This window comes from Streptomyces sp. Edi4 (genome assembly GCF_040253615.1).
Taxonomy (GTDB): domain Bacteria; phylum Actinomycetota; class Actinomycetes; order Streptomycetales; family Streptomycetaceae; genus Streptomyces.
Map to the genome: position 1 here is coordinate 1,335,633 of NZ_JBEJGY010000004.1, position 15,526 is coordinate 1,351,158.

A 15,526-nucleotide genomic window follows, 5' to 3' on the forward strand; every position below is an offset into this window, starting at 1 on the left:
CTGACGTGCCATCAGGCGACTTACGGCGTCAGGGCTTTGGGGCGAAGATCTCATCCTGGGCGGCGTCCCGCGCGGTCAGGAGGGCCCCGCCGAGGACCGCGCCGTCGCCGAGCTCGCTGGGCCGGACCTCGGTGGCCAGTGGGGTGAGGGCGGCGAGCGCGCGCTGGACGCGGGCGGCGAGCGACCGGCCGCCCGCGTGGCCCAGTTCGCCGCCGAGCACGATCAATCCGGGGTCGAGGATGGCGACGACGCTCGCCGCGCCGATCGCGATCCGCTCGGCCAGCGCGTCGAGGAAGGGCCCGTCCGCGTCGCGCACCGCCTCCTGAACGCCAAGGGTCCTGCCGTGCCGGGCGGCGAGGCGCGCCACCGCGCCCGTGTGCACCAGGTCGTGGAAGCCGCCGTCGCAGCTGGTCGCGGACGGCAGGCCGCTGGTGCCGGGCACCGGCAGGAAGCCGATCTCGCCCGCGCCGCCGGAGGCGCCCCTGCGCAGCTTCCCCTCCAGGACGAGGGACGCGCCGATGCCCTGCCCGAGCCACAGCAGGACGAAGGTGTCCCGCCCGCGCGCCGCGCCGAGCCGCTGCTCGGCCACCGCGGCCAGGTTGGTCTCGTTCTCGACGAGCACGGCGGCGGGCAGCCGCTCGGCCAGCGCGCGGACGAGTTCGCGGTGCCATGCGGGCAGTCCCGTGGTGTCGCGCAGTTCACCGGCGGCCGGGTCGATGAGGCCAGGGGCGCCGACGACGACGCTGTGCAGCCGCTCCGCGCCGGCCTCCTTCGCGGTGCGCTCCAGCAGGGCCACGACCTGCTCGACGGCCGGCCCGGTCCCCGTCCCCGGCTCGACCGGCAGCCTCGCCTGCGCGAGCGCGGCGCCGAGCAGGTCGGCGACCACGAGCGAGACTCCGTGGGTGCGCACGTCGAGGGCCGCGAGGTGGGCCCGGTCGGCGACGATCGCGTACAGCCGCGCGTTGGGGCCGCGCCGCTCGGCGCCCGACTCCCCCACGACATGGACCAGGCCTGATCCCTGGAGCCGTTCGACGAGGTCGGCGACGGTGGGCCGGGAGAGTCCGGTGAGGGTCTTCAGCTGGCCTGCCGTCAACGGGCCCTCGTCCTGGAGTAGACGCAGGGCGAGCCGGTCGTTGATGGCCCGGGCGGTGCTCGGGGATGCGGGCATGCCGGGAATCCTTCCAGATCGACGGTGGCGGGATCGCACCCGTCCTATTTATCAGGCAGGGTTCCTGATAGCTTACGCCCGGGCGGTCGCGGAAGCCGCCCCGGAGGGAAGGGGAACTCGGCCGATGGATCACCAACCAGCTCTGGATGAGCGGCAGTTGAAGCGGGCGAGGATCGCGGTCGCCGCGGTGTTCTGCGTCCATGGCGCGGTGACCGGCAATTTCGCCACCCGCGTCCCCTGGATCCAGGAACACGCGGGGGTCTCGGCGGGACAGCTCGGGCTCGCCCTCGCCTTTCCGGCGATCGGCTCGTCGCTGCTCATGCCGCTGTCCGCCGCGATCACCCACCGCTTCGGGGCGCGTGCCGCGCTGCGCGGGCTGCTCGCCCTGTGGACGCTGGCGCTCGTCCTGCCCGCGCTCGCGCCCAACATCTACACCCTGTGCGGCGCCCTGTTCGTCTACGGGGCGAGTTCGGGGATGGCGGACGTGGCGATGAACGCCCTGGGGGTGGAGACGGAGAACCGGCTCGGCCGCTCGATCATGTCCTCGCTGCACGGCATGTGGAGCGCGGGCGCCCTGATCGGTTCGGCGGCCGGCACCCTCGCCGCGCACCTCGGCGCCGACGCGCGGCTGCACCACGCGGTGGCGGCGGGCGTGCTGACCCTGCTCGGACTCGTCGCCTGCCAGGGCGTCCTGGATCTGCGCAGCGCGCCGGGCGAGGCGGCGCCGCCCCGGTTCGCGGCGCCGCCCAGGTCGGCGCTGATCATCGGCATGGTGGGGTTCTGCGCGGTGTTCGCCGAAGGCGCGAGCCTGGACTGGTCGGCGGTCTATCTGCGCGACGTACTGGACACCTCGGCCGGTACGGCGGCGGCCTGCACCACCGCGTTCACGCTGACCATGGCCGTGGCCAGGCTCGTGGGCGACAAGGGCGTGGACCGCTTCGGGGCGGTGCGCACGGTGCGCGGCGGCGGCGTCCTGGCCACCCTGGGCGGCGTGCTGGTGGTGACGGCGCCGGGGCCCGCCGTGGCCATGGCGGGATTCGGCCTCATCGGTCTGGGCGTCGCGGTGGTGGTGCCGCTCGCCTTCGCGGCCGCCGCCCGCAGCGGCCCCAACCCCAGCCAGGCCATCGCGGGCGTCGCGACGATCACGTACACCTCGGGCCTCGTGGCGCCGTCCGCGATCGGGGGCATCGCCGACCTGACCTCCCTGGTGGTCTCCTTCGGCCTGGTGACCGTGCTCGCGCTCGGCCTGGTGGCGGGGGCGCGGGTGCTGCGGGCAGGGGCGCGCCCCGAGAAGGCCGCGGGCGCGGCGCGGGTCACCCAGGCCTGAGGCGGCGCGCCGCGGGGGTGCCGGGTCCCGCCACGCGGGGGTGCCGGGTCCCGCCACGCGGGGGTGCCGGGTCCCGAGGCGAGGGCGGGGCCGGGTGCGGCATTAACATTTGGCCGGGACTTTTCGATCGGGCGGGCCGCGTCCCGGCAGCCGATCGCCCGCATCCGCACCCGCAACACCCCTCCCCTACGGACGAACTGGAGCGACCATGCGCCTCGGCGTGCGCTGGACCTTGCACGGCGACGGGCGGACCCCCGCTCCCGGAGCCGTCGTACGCCCCGACGAACGGCTCTCCTGGCCGCGCACGATCGGACTCGGCGCCCAGCACGTGGTGGCCATGTTCGGGGCGTCCTTCGTCTCACCGGTCCTCATGGGTCTCGACCCCAACCTCGCGATCATGATGTCCGGCATCGCGACGGTCATCTTCCTGCTCGCCACCGCGGGCCGGGTGCCCAGCTACCTGGGCTGCTCGCTCTCCTTCGTCGGCGTCGCGGCCGCGATCCGGGCCACCGGGGGCACCAGCGCCACCGTCACGGGCGCGGTCTTCGTGGTGGGCGTGGTGCTCTTCCTGGCGGGACTCGCGGTGCGGCGGTTCGGCGCGCGGATCATCCACGCCGCGATGCCGCCCGTCGTCACCGGCGCCGTCGTCATGCTGATCGGCTTCAACCTGGCGCCGGTGACCGCCTCGACGTACTGGCCCCAGGACCAGTGGACGGCCCTGATGGTGATGCTGTTCACCGGGCTCGCCGTGGTGTGTCTGCGCGGCTTCTGGTCGCGCATCGCGATCTTCCTCGGGCTGATTTTCGGGTACGGCATGTCATGGCTGCTCGACCGCGTCTTCGGCAAGATCCACTCGGTGCACGGCGGCCCGGGCGCCGTCGACCACTGGCGCCTTGACCTGTCCGGCGTCGGCAAGGCCGACTGGATCGGGCTTCCCGGCCTGCACGCGCCGAGCTTCCAGTGGTCGGCGATCCTGGTCGCGCTGCCCGTCGTCATCGCTTTGATCGCGGAGAACGCCGGGCATGTGAAGGCGGTCGGCGAGATGACCGGCACCGACCTCGACGACAAGCTCGGCACCGCGATCGCCGCCGACGGCGCCGCCTCCATGCTGTCGACCGCGGTGGGCGGCCCGCCGAACACCACGTACTCCGAGAACATCGGCGTCATGGCCGCCACCCGCGTCTACTCCACCGCCGCCTACTGGGCCGCCGCCGGATTCGCGCTGCTCTTCGGCGTGTGCCCCAAGTTCGGCGCGGTCGTCGCGGCCATCCCGGGCGGTGTGCTCGGCGGCATCACCGTCATCCTGTACGGCATGATCGGGCTGCTCGGCGCGCAGATCTGGATCAACGCCAAGGTCGACCTGCGCAATCCGCTGAACCTGGTGCCGGCCGCTGCGGGCATCATCATCGGCATCGGCAACGTCACGCTGAAGTTCACCGACAACTTCCAGCTCAGCGGCATCGCCCTGGGCACGATCGTCGTCATCACCGGCTACCACGTGCTGCGCGCGCTGGCCCCGGCCCACCTCAAGCAGCAGGAACCGCTGCTCGATTCGGGCACCTCCTCCTACGAAGGAGAGCACGGGGAGCGGAGCTAGGTCCCGGCCCCGGGGCCTCGGCGGCCATAGCGCCCCGCCGCCCCGGCGGGGCGCGCCGGGGTTGCCCGTTCATCCCTTCCGGTCATGCCCTCTTCCGGCGGTGCTCGGCGCGGCGGCGGGCTGGGACGCTGCCCCCATGACGCAGACCGAATGGACGCCGACGGGATGGACACCGACCGGACCCGTCGAGCAGGCCCGCCGCTTCGGCGGGCCGCTCGATCCCGTGGTCCGGCGGATGCGGGCGCTGCGGGCCGATCTGCCGGCCCGGGACGGCATCGCGGTATTCAACCGCGTCTACCTGACGGTGACCGAGGAGATCTCCCGGCTCATCGCCCATGGCGGCTTCGCCGATCCGCACGCGGCGGCCACCTTGGACGTGCTGTTCGCCGGGCGCTACCTCGCGGCCGTGGAGGCGGCCGCGCGGGGCCGGCGCCCACCGGACTGCTGGCGCCCGCTCTTCCAGTACCGCCGCCACCCCGGTGTGCGCCCGCTCCAGTTCGCGCTGGCCGGGATCAACGCGCACATCGGGCACGACCTGACGCTCGCCCTGGTCGACAGCTGCCGGGTCCTGGACTGCGAACCGGCGCTCCTGGAACGGGACTTCGACCGGGTGGGCGACGCGCTGACCCTGCTGGAGGAGCGGATCAGGGAAGAGCTGATGCCCGGGCCCGACCTGTTCCAGGTGGCCGACCCCATGACGCATCTGCTGGCGTCCTGGAGTCTGGATCGGGCCAGGGACGCGTCGTGGTCGGCGGCGAAGGTGCTGTGGCAGCTGCGTGAACTCCCCTCCCTGGCCGAGGAGTTCACGCAGCGCCTGGACGCGGGGGTGGGCCTGGTGACCCGGTGCCTGCTGACCCCGCTCCCCGCCGCGCGCTGAGCGGCCTCAGTCCTCGGGCAGCTCGACCGGGGCGATCGAGTCGTAGAGGTCACCCGGGCCGGGGTTGCTCGCGTCGCTCGCGCCGCCGAAGTGGTGCATGACGCCCCACACTGCGTTCAGGGCGGTCTGCACGGCGCCCTCGGCCCATCCGGCCGTCCAGGAGATGTCGTCGCCCGCGAGGAAGATGCCCCGCTTGTCCTCGGGCAGCGAGTCCTGCATGAAGTGGGTGAACAGGCGGCGCTGGTAGCGGTAGTGCCCGGGCAGGTTCGCCTTGAACGCGCCCATGAAGTACGGCTCGTTCTCCCAGGACACCGTCACCGGGTTGCCGATGATGTGCTTCCTGATGTCGACCTTCGGGTAGATCTCGCCGAGCGACTTGAGCATGACCTCCATGCGCTCGCTCGCCGACAGCGGGAGCCACTTGAGGCTGTCGTCGCACCACGTGTAGGAGAGGCAGATGACGGCGGGCTTGTCCGGACCGTTGTCCAGCAGGTAGGTGCCGCGCGTCATGCGGTCGGTGAGCGTCATCGACATGACGTCACGGCCGGTCTCCTCGTCCTTGTCCAGCCAGAACGGCCGGTCGACCGGCACGAACAGCTTCGAGGACTCCATGTAGTGGGTGCGCTCGATCGCGGTCCAGTGGTCGATCGGGAAGAGCGAGTCGTCGCAGGCGATCTTGGAGAGCAGCATCCAGGACTGCGCGGTGAAGATCGCGGCGCGGAAGGTGCGGATGTCGCCGTCGGCGTCCGTCACCGTGATGCGGTTGCCGGCGGTGCGGTGCAGCCGGGTGACGGCGGGCCGGGGCGCGCCGTCGTGCAGCGAGGAGAGCGAGGTGCCCTGCGCCCAGTGGATGATCTTCTGCGGTTCGCGCTCCCACAGGCGCAGCGGCAGCTGCTGGGAGCCGCCGACGATGCCGCGGTGGAGATCGTCGGCCTCGGTGTAGACGACGCGCAGGATCTCCAGGATGGAGTTGGGGAAGTCGGTGTCCCAGCCGCCGGTGCCGAAGCCGACCTGGCCGAAGATCTCGCGGTGACGGAAGGACTTGAAGGCCTCGGAGTCGCAGAGGAAGCCGTAGAAGGTCTGGTTGTCGAACTTCTCGACGAGCTTGGCCCAGATCTCGCGGATGCGCGGGATGTCGCGCTCGCGGATGGCCTGGTTCATGTCGGAGAAGTCGGCGCCCTCTTCCAGGCAGGCGTTCCACGCGTCCATGACCTCGCGGTACACCGCCGGCAGCTCGTCGACAGAGGTCGCGTAGTGCGACTCGCCCTTGAGGTCGACGACGGTGGAGGGGGTGTCCGGTGCGAGCGGGTTGGGGAACGGCTTGGTCTCAAGACCCACCAGGTCGATGTAGTGCTGGAGCGCCGTGGAGCACGGGGGGAAGCGCATGGCGCCCATCTCGGCGCTGAGCTCGGGATCGCAGCCCGGGAAGCCGACGGTGCGCAGCCGGCCGCCGATCTGGTCGGCCTCGTACACGACGGGCTTGAGGCCCATCTTCATCAGCTCGTACGCGGCGACGATGCCGGACAGGCCGCCGCCGATGACCGCGACCTCCGTGCCGTGCTCGGTCGCGGGTATCTGGCCGAGCCCGGCGGGGTGCGCGAGGAAGTCGTCGTACGCGTAGGGGAAGTCCGGCCCGAACATCGTGACGGGCGGCTGCTCGTCGATGTGCTGGACGGCGGTGGGCACCGTGGACGTCATGGGGTACGGACTCCTTGCGCAGTACGGAAGTTGAGGGGGGAGGAGCGGCGGGGCCCGGCGGCCCGGGGCTCAGATGAGGGAGGCGTAGAGGCCGGGGCGGCGGTCGCGCAGGTAGGGGTTGTTCGCGCGCGAGGCGGTCAGGAACTCGGGGTCGACGTCACCGACGACCAGCTCGGTGCCGCGCCCGGCGCGGGCCCGGGCGGCGCCGTCGGGGCCGGCCAGGCAGCTGAGCCCGACGAACTCGAACTCGCCCTCGGGACCGGTGCGGTTCACGTACGCGACGTACAGCTGGTTCTCGAAGGCGCGCACCGGCACGACGGACTCGGCGACGAACTGGAAAGGGTGCATCTGGGCGGTGGGGACCAGGAGGAGGTCGGTGCCGGCCAGCGCGTGGGCCCGTACGTTCTCCGGGAACTCCACGTCGTAGCAGATCATCATGCCGACGCGGAGGCCGTGCAGGTCGGCCTGGACGACGGCCTGGTCGCCCGGGGTAAAGGCCTCCTGCTCGAAGCAGCCGAAGAGGTGGGTCTTGCGGTAGTTCGCGAGGCGGGTGCCGTCGGGGCCGATGAGCTGGGCGGCGTTGTACACGGCGTCGCCCTCGCGCTCGGGGTAGCCGTAGACGACGGCCAGGCCGTGGCGTACGGCGATGTCCGCGATGGCCCGCGCGGAGGGGCCGTCGGCGGGTTCGGCGAGCTTGGCGATGTCGTCGCCGATGGCGTACCCGGTGAGGAACAGCTCGGGGCAGACGATGAGCCCGGCACCGGTCCCGGCCGCCCGGCCCGCCGCTTCGTCCAGCGCCTTCAGGTTCGCGGCGACGTCCGAGAGACTGCCGGAGCTCTGGAGCAGGGCGGTGCGCAACGCGGGCATGGGCGGTCCTCGGGTGGGGCGGGAGTGCGGGGTGGGGTCACTAGACGGTACGTTCCGCTGTTCGGGGCGGACAAGGCGGCAGCGTTGCGTGTGGCCGCGTGAATCGTTGCGGAAGATTGCGCGCGGGCGGCGATTCGTTGCGCGGGCCCCGCACGCCGTTTGCGCAGTTCCCCGCGCCCCTGGGTGGGTGCGTGCTGGCCCACATCGGCAATTTCGGCCCGTTATGGGGTCCCCCTGGCCCTCAAGGCCTTGGGAAATTGAGGACGAGGCCCTTCAGGCCGAGCGGGGTCTGGGGCGGAGCCCCAGGAGTCCCGGCTGCAGACCGTGCGTGGCCGGGCGCGCAGTTCCCCGCGCCCCTGACAGGGCTCATGCCCAGGCATACCCAGCCTGTCATGGGGGTCCCCCCCCTGGCCCTTAAGGCCTTGGGGGAGATTGAGGACGAGGCCGTTCAGGCCGAACGGGGTCTGGGGCGGAGCCCCAGGAGTGCCGGCTGCGGACCGTGCGTGGCTGGTCGCGCAGTTCCCCGCGCCCCTGGCGGGGTCGGTGCTGGCCCGCATGGGCATACCTCGGGGGGAGCCCCAGGGGGGTCAGGCTGGGCTGCCTGAGGTGTAGCGGCGCAGGAGGGGGAGAGGACCAGGACGGACTTCGTGCGCTCCACATACGGCTCGCCCGCAATCCGCTCAAGCACCCGCTCGAAGTGCCGCATGTCGGACGCGAAGACCTGCACGATCGCATCCGCCTCACCGGTCACGGTGGACGCGGAGGCAACCTCGGGATACCGCTCAAGCCCCCGCCTGATCGCGTCGGGCGAGGTGTTGCGCCGGCAGTAGATCTCGATGAACCCCTCGGTCTCCCAGCCCAGCGCCGCCGGGTCCACCCGCACGGTGAACCCGGTGATCGCGCCCTCGGCCCGCAGCCGGTCCACGCGCCGCTTGACGGCGGGCGCGGACAGGCCGATCAGCGAGCCGATGTCCGCGTAGGAGCGGCGGGCGTCTTCGGCGAGCGCGTGGACGATGCGTTCATCGAGGTCATTGAGTCGCACTGCGGGTGGATCGCTTCTGTGAGGCGGGGGCCAGCCTGGAACGGCGGCGGCCGTATCCGAAGTAGATCACGAGACCGGCGGCCATCCAGCCTCCGAAGTACTCCCACGTGACCCCGTCGAGGTTCCACATGAGGTAGGCGCAGGTGAGGAAGCCGAGGACCGGGATGAGCCAGCCGAGTGGCACGCGGAAGGTGCGCGGCATGTCGGGCCGGGTGCGGCGCAGGATGACGACGGCCACATTGACCAGCGCGAAGGCGAAGAGCGTGCCGATGCTGGTGGCGTCGGCGAGGCTGCCGAGCGGCACGGCGGCGGCGAGGACGCCGCAGAAGAGCGACACCGCGATGGTGTTGACGACCGGCGTCCCGCTGCGCGGACCGATCTTGGCGAACACCTTGGGGACCAGGCCGTCGCGGGACATCGCGAACAGGATGCGGGTCTGGCCGTACAGCACGGTCAGGACGACGCTCGCGATGGCGATCACGGCGCAGGCCGCGAGCAGGGTGGCCCAGAAGGAGTGCCCGGTGACGTCCTTCATGATCCCGGCGAGCGCCGCCTCCGAGCCCTCGAACTTCTTCCAGGGGCGGGCGCCGACGGCGACGAACGCGACGAGCACGTAGAGCGCCGTGACGATGAACAGGGACAGCATGATCGCGCGGGGCAGGTCCTTCTTGGGGTCCTTCGCCTCCTCGCCGGCGGTGGAGGCCGCGTCGAAGCCGATGTAGGAGAAGAACAGCGAGGAGGCCGCCCCGCTGACCCCGGCCGTGCCCAGCGGCATGAAGGGGGCGTAGTTGCCGGACTTGAAGCCCATGAAGCCGATCACGCAGAAGAGCACAAGCGCGGCGATCTTCACGCCGACCATGATCGTGTTGATGCGGGCGGACTCACGGGCGCCGCCGAGCAGGAGGCCCATGGCGAGGATCACCACGATCAGCGCGGGCAGGTTGAATATCCCGCCCGTGCCGGGCGGCGCGGACAGCGCGTCGGGGATGGTCACGCCGATCGTGCCGTCGAGGAATTCGTTGAGGTACTGCCCCCAGCCGACGGCGACCGCCGCCACGGAGACGCCGTACTCAAGGATCAGGCACCAGCCGCAGATCCACGCGACCAGTTCGCCGAGCGTTGCGTATGCGTAGGAGTACGAGGAGCCCGCGACGGGGATGGAGCCCGCCAGCTCGGCATAGGAAAGGGCGGAGAAGAGCGCCGTGATGCCGGCGAGCACGAAGGAGATCGTGACGGCGGGCCCGGCCTTGGGAACGGCCTCGCCCAGCACCACGAAGATGCCGGTGCCGAGCGTCGCACCAATGCTGATCATGGTCAGCTGCCACATGCCGAGCGAGCGCTTGAGAGACCCGCCCTCACCCTGGCCACCCTCCGCGACCAGCGCTTCCACCGGCTTGCGCCGCATCAGGCCACGACCGGGGCGCGGGCCCCGGGCGGCGGGGGCATCGGTCGAGGGTGGCGCTGCGCCTTGATCCAGCACTGAGGTGGCTCCTTATCGCTGCCATCGGACGACGGGCGACCGCGACGGACCGGCCTCCCGCACGAGGGGACATTCCGGGCAGCATGAAGCCATCCCGTGGCCGGTTCCGCCGAGCAGGCGGTCCCCGCCACTCCACGTACGGCGAGAACCTTATGGGGTTCTTCTTCCCGGTCGTAATGCAGCAACCTTGCGCATCGATGGCCGATCATTGCGCGCGAGTGCGACAGGTGGACATTTGTTGCACATCAACGTTCGATCCGTGCGTACGCCCTGCTCAGGGCCCTGCCGACGGGCCCGCGCAGTGGCTCTGGTCACGGGGCCGCCTTGACACCACCTCAGCCCTGTTGCAGGGTCGCGCCCCATGGAGGCGCACATACCGCAGACGACCGCCGGGCAGCCGGCCACGGGCTGGCTCGACCCCGCTCCCTTCCTGCGCGGGGTGGCCTGGCTGGATGCCGGGGGACGGCCGGTGCGGGCGGACCCGGACGATGTGATGCGGCTGCCGTGGGACACCGGGGAGCGGGCCGCGCTGCCCATCGGGACGCGGATCGAGTTCGTCGCGCGCGGGGCCACCTCGGTGGAGCTGCGCTACCGCGCCAGGGTGCCGGGCAGAGGTGAGGCGCTGCGCGAGCTGGCCCACACCTTCGCGCTCTGGCAGGGCGAGCACTGCGTGGCCGAGACCACGGTGGCGCCGCACGAGGAGGGGCGCGTACGGATCCAACTGCCCCGCTCCCCCGGGCCGTTCACCATCCATCCGCCCGAATCGCAGGCGCCGGTGGTCGTCGGGGTGCGGGGCGTGGGCGGCGCCATCGCGCCGGCGTGCGCCCGGCCGCGCTGGCTGGTGCACGGGGACTCCATCACGGAGGGCTGGTGGTCCACCCGGCCCGCACACGCCTGGCCGCTCGTCGCGGGCCGCAGGCTGGGCCTGGACACGGTGAATCTCGGCTACGCGGGCGGCGGCCGGGGCGAACTGCCCATCGCGGAACAGCTCGCGCGCCTGCGCGCCGATGTGCTCACGCTCGCCTTCGGCACCAACTGCTGGTCGGCGCCGTTCTCGGCCCCCCTGATGTACGAGACGCTGCTCGCCTTCGTGCGGCTCGTACGGCGCGGGCATCCGAGCACCCCGCTGCTCCTGGTCTCCCCGCTGCTCCACCCGGAGGCGGAGGAGACCCCGAACGCGCTCGGCGCGACGCTCGCTCAGCTGCGCGGCGCCATGGAGGACGCGGCCCGCGAGCTGATGGCGCGGGGCGACGGCCATCTCCAACTCCTGCCCGGGCACGGCCTGTTGACCCCGGACCACCTCGCGGACGGGCTGCACCCCACCGACGAGGGACACGCCCTGCTCGGGGCGGCGGTGGCACGCGCGCTCGCCCCGCACATGCCGGAGCCCCCGCGACCCTGAAACGTAAAAGGGCTCACGGGGGCTCGGTGCGGCACCGCGCGATGCGGCGCGGTGGGAGGCTAGCTCCAGCTGGCGTGCAGCGGCTTGCCCTCGGCGTAACCGGCGGCGGACTGGATGCCGACGACGGCCTTCTCCTCGAACTCGGCGAGCGAGGAGGCACCGGCGTAGGTGCAGGAGGAGCGGACGCCCGCGATGATCGAGTCGATCAGGTCCTCGACGCCCGGGCGGGCCGGGTCGAGGAACATGCGCGAGGTGGAGATGCCCTCCTCGAACAGGGCCTTGCGGGCCCGGTCGTAGGCGGACTCCTCGCTCGTACGGTTCTTGACCGCGCGGGCGGAGGCCATGCCGAAGGACTCCTTGTACAGGTTGCCCTCGGCCGACATGTGCAGGTCGCCGGGGGACTCGTACGTACCGGCGAACCAGGAACCGATCATGACGTTGGAGGCGCCGGCGGCCAGCGCCATGGCGACGTCGCGCGGGTGGCGCACTCCCCCGTCGGCCCAGACGTGCTTGCCGAACTTCTTGGCCTCGGCGGCGCACTCCAGGACGGCGGAGAACTGCGGGCGGCCCACGCCGGTCATCATGCGGGTGGTGCACATGGCGCCGGGGCCCACACCGACCTTGATGATGTCCGCGCCGGCCTCGATCAGGTCGCGCACGCCCTCGGCGGCGACGATGTTGCCCGCGACGATCGGCACCTGGGGGTCGAGGCCGCGCACGGCCTTGACCGCGGCGATCATCGACTCCTGGTGACCGTGCGCGGTGTCCACGACGATGGTGTCGGCGCCTGCGTCCAGGAGCTGCTTGGCCTTGCCCGCCACGTCGCCGTTGATGCCGACGGCGGCCGCGATGCGCAGCTTGCCCTGAGCGTCGGTGGCGGGGGTGTAGAGCGTCGCGCGCAGGGCGCCCTTGCGGGTCAGGATGCCGGCCAGGCGGCCGTCCTTGTCCACGGCGGGGGCGTAGCGGCGGTTGGCGCCGTCGAGCCTGTTGAAGGCCTCGCGCGGGTCGATGTCGGCGTCCAGGAGCAGCAGGTCCTTGGCCATGACCTCGGAGAGCTGGGTGAAGCGGTCCACGCCCGTCAGGTCGGCGTCGGTGACGACTCCGACCGGCCGGTGGTCGGCGTCGACCACGACGCCAGCGTTGTGGGCCCGCTTGGGCAGCAGGGCCAGCGCGTCGGCGACGGTCTGGGCCGGGGAGAGGACGATCGGGGTGTCGAGCACCAGGTGGCGCGTCTTGACCCAGGAGATCACCTCGGTGACGACCTCGATCGGGATGTCCTGGGGGATCACGACGATACCGCCGCGGCGCGCCACGGTCTCCGCCATGCGGCGCCCGGCGATCGCGGTCATGTTGGCGACGACCAGCGGGATGGTGGTGCCCGTGCCGTCGGGAGAGGCGAGGTCGACGCCCTGGCGGGAGCCCACCGCGGAACGGCTCGGCACCATGAACACATCGTCGTACGTCAGGTCGTACGGCGGCTTGATGTCGTTGAGGAAACGCACGTGCTGAACATCCCAGTCGTTCGAGGTGGCCCCAGGCATTTCAGCCAGGGGAAAAGCACGTAGTTCATTGTCCCATGTTCATACGATTGCGCCGCCCGGGCCGATCATCCAGGACCGGGGCGCCGGGCCTGGTGCGATCCTCCGAGCGCGAGGTGCACGGCCAGGGTTCCGTGCGGGCCCGTTCCGGCCGCCTCGCCCAGCACGTCCAGGGCGATGGCCCACTCGTCCGGCCGCTCGGCCGCGTACGGGCGCCAGTGGGTCAGGACCAGGAGGCGGCCGGGGTCGGCCGGGCCCCAGTCAGGATCGCCCAGGCAGTCGGCGAGGGCGTCCCAGTTCCGTCCGAACCACTCCGGAAGCACCAGGGCGGTGGCCACGCGGTCCATGAACGCGGCCTTGCTCAGCACCCCTTCGAGGTCGACGACATCGACCAGCCACCCGGTGGCCCGCAGGGAGTCGAAGGAGCCGTACGGTTCGGCCGTCATCGCAGCACCGCCTTGAACGTCTTGTAGTGGTCCCCGGTGTAGTAGAACTCCCCGCCCTGCCCGGTGATGAGCCGGCGGGCGCCCCGGTCACGGGAGCCCGGGGTGTCGACGGTGTACTCGTGGTAGTAGCCGCGCCCGCGCTGCGGCAGCGCCTTCTCGTAGTTGCCGAACACGACGCCGTCCTTGCTGTACGGGAAGGGGCCGCCCTTGTCGATGAGCCCCAGCGTCCGGCGCGCCTCGGGCGGCAGCGAGGCCGCCGCGACCGTGGCCATGCCCTTGGCCCAGGCGGGCGCCGGCGCGGAGGCGGGCGCGGGGTGCGTGGAGCTTGACGATGTCGCCGCGTCCTTGCCCGCGCACCCGGCCAGGAGTACCGCCAGACACACCAGGAGCGGGGCGAGGACGAACCGGGCCAACCTGTTGATCATGTGGTGATGCTCCCATCCGAAGGCGCCGCGAGCGAATGCGTGGAGTGATGTTTCCGGGTCACGATGGAGTCATGCTCCTCGCCGACGTGGCCACGGCCTCGGCCGACATCGCCGCCACCGCCTCGCGCTCGAAGAAGTCCGCACTGCTCGCCCGGCTCTTCTCGGCCACCGCGCCGAACGAGGCGCCCCTGGTGGTGACCTACCTGGCGGGCCGGCTCCCGCAGCGGCGCACCGGGCTCGGCTGGAGCGCCCTGAAGGACCGCCCGCCGCCCGCCGCATCGCCCTCGCTGACCGTGCGGGAGGTGGACGAGCGGCTTGACGCGATCTCGGCGGTGGCCGGCAAGGGCGCCCAGGGCGAACGCAGGCGGCTGGCCGGGGAGTTGATGGCGGCGGCCACGGCCGTGGAGCAGGACTTCCTGGTCGCGCTGATCGTCGGTGAGGTGCGCCAGGGCGCGCTGGACGCGGCCGCCGTGGAAGGGCTCGCGGCGGCCTCCGGCGCGGCTGCGGCCGATGTGCGGCGCGCGGTGATGCTGGGCGGCTCGCTCGGCACCGTGGCCCGGGCCCTGCTGGCCGAAGGGCCCGCCGCGCTCGCCGCGTTCCGCCTCGATGTGGGGCGGCCCGTCCTGCCGATGCTCGCGCACAGCGCGAAGGACGTCGCCGAAGGGCTCGACCGGCTCGGCCCGTGCGCCGTGGAGGAGAAGCTCGACGGCATCCGCGCCCAGGTGCACAAGGACGGGGAGACGGTGCGGGTGTTCACCCGCACCCTCGACGAGATCGGCGCCCGGCTGCCCGAAGTGGTGCAGGCGGCAAGGGAGTTGGCGGCCGACCATGCCGTACTGGACGGCGAGGTGATCGCGCTGGGGACGGACGGACGCCCGCGCTCCTTCCAGGACATCGCAGGACGCGTCGGGTCGCGACTCGATGTCGCGGGCGCCCAGGACCGGCTGCCGCTCGTCCCCGTCTTCTTCGACCTCCTGTCGGTGGACGGGCGGGACCTGCTCGATCTGTCCGTGCGCGAGCGGCACGCCGAACTGGTCCGCGTCGCACCCGAGCCCCGCCGGGTGCGGCGGTACGTGGTGGAGGATCCGGCCGATCCCGGTCAGCGGCGCGCGGCCGAGGAGTTCGCCGCCCGGACGCTGGAGCGGGGGCACGAGGGCGTGGTCCTCAAGGCGCTCGACTCGGCGTACGCGGCGGGGCGGCGCGGCGCGTCCTGGCTCAAGGTCAAACCCGTGTACACGCTGGACCTGGTGGTCCTGGCGGCGGAGTGGGGCCACGGCAGGCGCACCGGCCTGCTCTCCAATCTCCATCTGGGGGCGCGCCGCGAGGACGGCACGTTCGCCATGCTCGGCAAGACGTTCAAGGGGCTCACCGACGCGCTGCTCGCCTGGCAGACCGGACGGCTGCGGGAACTGGCGGTGGCCGAGGAGCCCTGGGGGGTGCGGGTGCGGCCGGAACTCGTCGTCGAGGTGGCCTTCGACGGCGTACAGAGATCATCGCGCTACCCGGAAGGGGTGACACTGCGGTTCGCACGGGTAGTGCGCTATCGCGAGGACAAAGACGCCTCGGACGCGGACACGGTCGCGACGGTGACCGCTCTTTCAGGTTCCCGGCTCGGCCCGGACAGGGAGGAGCCCCCTCGCGACGGAAGGGAATGAAGCG

12 protein-coding genes and 1 pseudogene are annotated in these 15,526 nt (G+C 72.1%); 5 read left to right on the forward strand and 8 right to left on the reverse strand.

Features of this window, described 5'->3' with window-relative positions; translation table 11 throughout:
* Nucleotides 1-28: 28 nt before the first annotated feature.
* Nucleotides 29-1,168 (reverse strand): ROK family transcriptional regulator, encoded by a 1,140-nt coding sequence (locus ABR738_RS08045; protein WP_350229284.1) that lies wholly within the window; start codon nt 1,166-1,168, stop codon nt 29-31.
* Nucleotides 1,169-1,292: 124 nt separating this feature from the next.
* Here ABR738_RS08045 and ABR738_RS08050 point away from each other — a divergent pair, with 124 nt between their 5' ends.
* The 3 genes from ABR738_RS08050 to ABR738_RS08060 all read left to right on the forward strand — a co-directional run bounded on the left by ABR738_RS08050 (nt 1,293) and on the right by ABR738_RS08060 (nt 4,969).
* Complete coding sequence (locus tag ABR738_RS08050; protein WP_350229285.1) at nt 1,293-2,495, forward strand: MFS transporter; 1,203 nt, start codon at nt 1,293-1,295, stop codon at nt 2,493-2,495.
* A 208-nt stretch (nt 2,496-2,703) separates the two neighbouring features.
* Complete coding sequence (locus ABR738_RS08055; protein WP_350229286.1) at nt 2,704-4,092, forward strand: uracil-xanthine permease family protein; 1,389 nt, start codon at nt 2,704-2,706, stop codon at nt 4,090-4,092.
* Nucleotides 4,093-4,327: 235 nt separating this feature from the next.
* Nucleotides 4,328-4,969 (forward strand): DUF5995 family protein, encoded by a 642-nt coding sequence (locus tag ABR738_RS08060; protein WP_350234480.1) that lies wholly within the window; start codon nt 4,328-4,330, stop codon nt 4,967-4,969.
* Nucleotides 4,970-4,975: 6 nt separating this feature from the next.
* Here the strand turns inward: ABR738_RS08060 and ABR738_RS08065 are convergent, their stop codons facing one another.
* The 4 genes and pseudogenes from ABR738_RS08065 to ABR738_RS08080 form a co-directional block, all read right to left on the reverse strand.
* Nucleotides 4,976-6,667 carry a flavin monoamine oxidase family protein gene (locus ABR738_RS08065; protein ID WP_350229287.1) on the reverse strand — a complete coding sequence of 564 codons (1,692 nt, stop codon included), beginning with the start codon at nt 6,665-6,667 and terminating at the stop codon, nt 4,976-4,978.
* Nucleotides 6,668-6,736: 69 nt separating this feature from the next.
* Nucleotides 6,737-7,534 carry a carbon-nitrogen hydrolase family protein gene (locus ABR738_RS08070; RefSeq protein WP_350229288.1) on the reverse strand — a complete coding sequence of 266 codons (798 nt, stop codon included), beginning with the start codon at nt 7,532-7,534 and terminating at the stop codon, nt 6,737-6,739.
* Between the two features lie 587 nt (nt 7,535-8,121).
* Nucleotides 8,122-8,576, reverse strand: a pseudogene (locus ABR738_RS08075) (Lrp/AsnC family transcriptional regulator).
* On the reverse strand, nt 8,563-10,056 hold the full coding sequence (locus tag ABR738_RS08080) for an amino acid permease (protein WP_350229289.1): 1,494 nt from the start codon (nt 10,054-10,056) through the stop codon (nt 8,563-8,565). Before ABR738_RS08080 ends, ABR738_RS08075 begins: the two are co-directional and overlap by 14 nt.
* Nucleotides 10,057-10,417: 361 nt before the next feature.
* Here ABR738_RS08080 and ABR738_RS08085 point away from each other — a divergent pair, with 361 nt between their 5' ends.
* Nucleotides 10,418-11,458 (forward strand): GDSL-type esterase/lipase family protein, encoded by a 1,041-nt coding sequence (locus ABR738_RS08085; protein ID WP_350229290.1) that lies wholly within the window; start codon nt 10,418-10,420, stop codon nt 11,456-11,458.
* Between the two features lie 59 nt (nt 11,459-11,517).
* On the opposite strand, the gene ABR738_RS08090 is transcribed toward ABR738_RS08085, so the two are convergent.
* The 3 genes from ABR738_RS08090 to ABR738_RS08100 all read right to left on the reverse strand — a co-directional run bounded on the left by ABR738_RS08090 (nt 11,518) and on the right by ABR738_RS08100 (nt 13,867).
* Complete coding sequence (locus ABR738_RS08090) at nt 11,518-12,999, reverse strand: GuaB1 family IMP dehydrogenase-related protein (RefSeq protein WP_350229291.1); 1,482 nt, start codon at nt 12,997-12,999, stop codon at nt 11,518-11,520.
* A 65-nt stretch (nt 13,000-13,064) separates the two neighbouring features.
* Nucleotides 13,065-13,442, reverse strand: coding sequence for a barstar family protein (locus ABR738_RS08095; RefSeq protein WP_350229292.1), 378 nt, complete (start codon nt 13,440-13,442; stop codon nt 13,065-13,067).
* Nucleotides 13,439-13,867 (reverse strand): guanyl-specific ribonuclease, encoded by a 429-nt coding sequence (locus ABR738_RS08100; protein ID WP_350229293.1) that lies wholly within the window; start codon nt 13,865-13,867, stop codon nt 13,439-13,441. Before ABR738_RS08100 ends, ABR738_RS08095 begins: the two co-directional genes overlap by 4 nt.
* A gap of 71 nt (nt 13,868-13,938) precedes the next feature.
* Here ABR738_RS08100 and ABR738_RS08105 point away from each other — a divergent pair, with 71 nt between their 5' ends.
* Nucleotides 13,939-15,522: an ATP-dependent DNA ligase gene (locus tag ABR738_RS08105; RefSeq protein WP_350229294.1), complete on the forward strand. Its 1,584-nt coding sequence runs from the start codon at nt 13,939-13,941 to the stop codon at nt 15,520-15,522.
* Nucleotides 15,523-15,526: the final 4 nt, after the last annotated feature.

Bases quoted from the DNA above. Each gene is read 5' to 3' on its own strand.
- ABR738_RS08045 (WP_350229284.1), bottom strand. From the start codon at position 1,168: ATGCCCGCATCCCCGAGCACCGCCCGGGCCATCAACGACCGGCTCGCC.
- ABR738_RS08050 (WP_350229285.1), top strand. From the start codon at position 1,293: ATGGATCACCAACCAGCTCTGGATGAGCGGCAGTTGAAGCGGGCGAGG.
- ABR738_RS08055 (WP_350229286.1), top strand. From the start codon at position 2,704: ATGCGCCTCGGCGTGCGCTGGACCTTGCACGGCGACGGGCGGACCCCC.
- ABR738_RS08060 (WP_350234480.1), top strand. From the start codon at position 4,328: ATGCGGGCGCTGCGGGCCGATCTGCCGGCCCGGGACGGCATCGCGGTA.
- ABR738_RS08065 (WP_350229287.1), bottom strand. From the start codon at position 6,667: ATGACGTCCACGGTGCCCACCGCCGTCCAGCACATCGACGAGCAGCCG.
- ABR738_RS08070 (WP_350229288.1), bottom strand. From the start codon at position 7,534: ATGCCCGCGTTGCGCACCGCCCTGCTCCAGAGCTCCGGCAGTCTCTCG.
- ABR738_RS08085 (WP_350229290.1), top strand. From the start codon at position 10,418: ATGGAGGCGCACATACCGCAGACGACCGCCGGGCAGCCGGCCACGGGC.
- ABR738_RS08090 (WP_350229291.1), bottom strand. From the start codon at position 12,999: ATGCCTGGGGCCACCTCGAACGACTGGGATGTTCAGCACGTGCGTTTC.
- ABR738_RS08095 (WP_350229292.1), bottom strand. From the start codon at position 13,442: ATGACGGCCGAACCGTACGGCTCCTTCGACTCCCTGCGGGCCACCGGG.
- ABR738_RS08100 (WP_350229293.1), bottom strand. From the start codon at position 13,867: ATGATCAACAGGTTGGCCCGGTTCGTCCTCGCCCCGCTCCTGGTGTGT.
- ABR738_RS08105 (WP_350229294.1), top strand. From the start codon at position 13,939: ATGCTCCTCGCCGACGTGGCCACGGCCTCGGCCGACATCGCCGCCACC.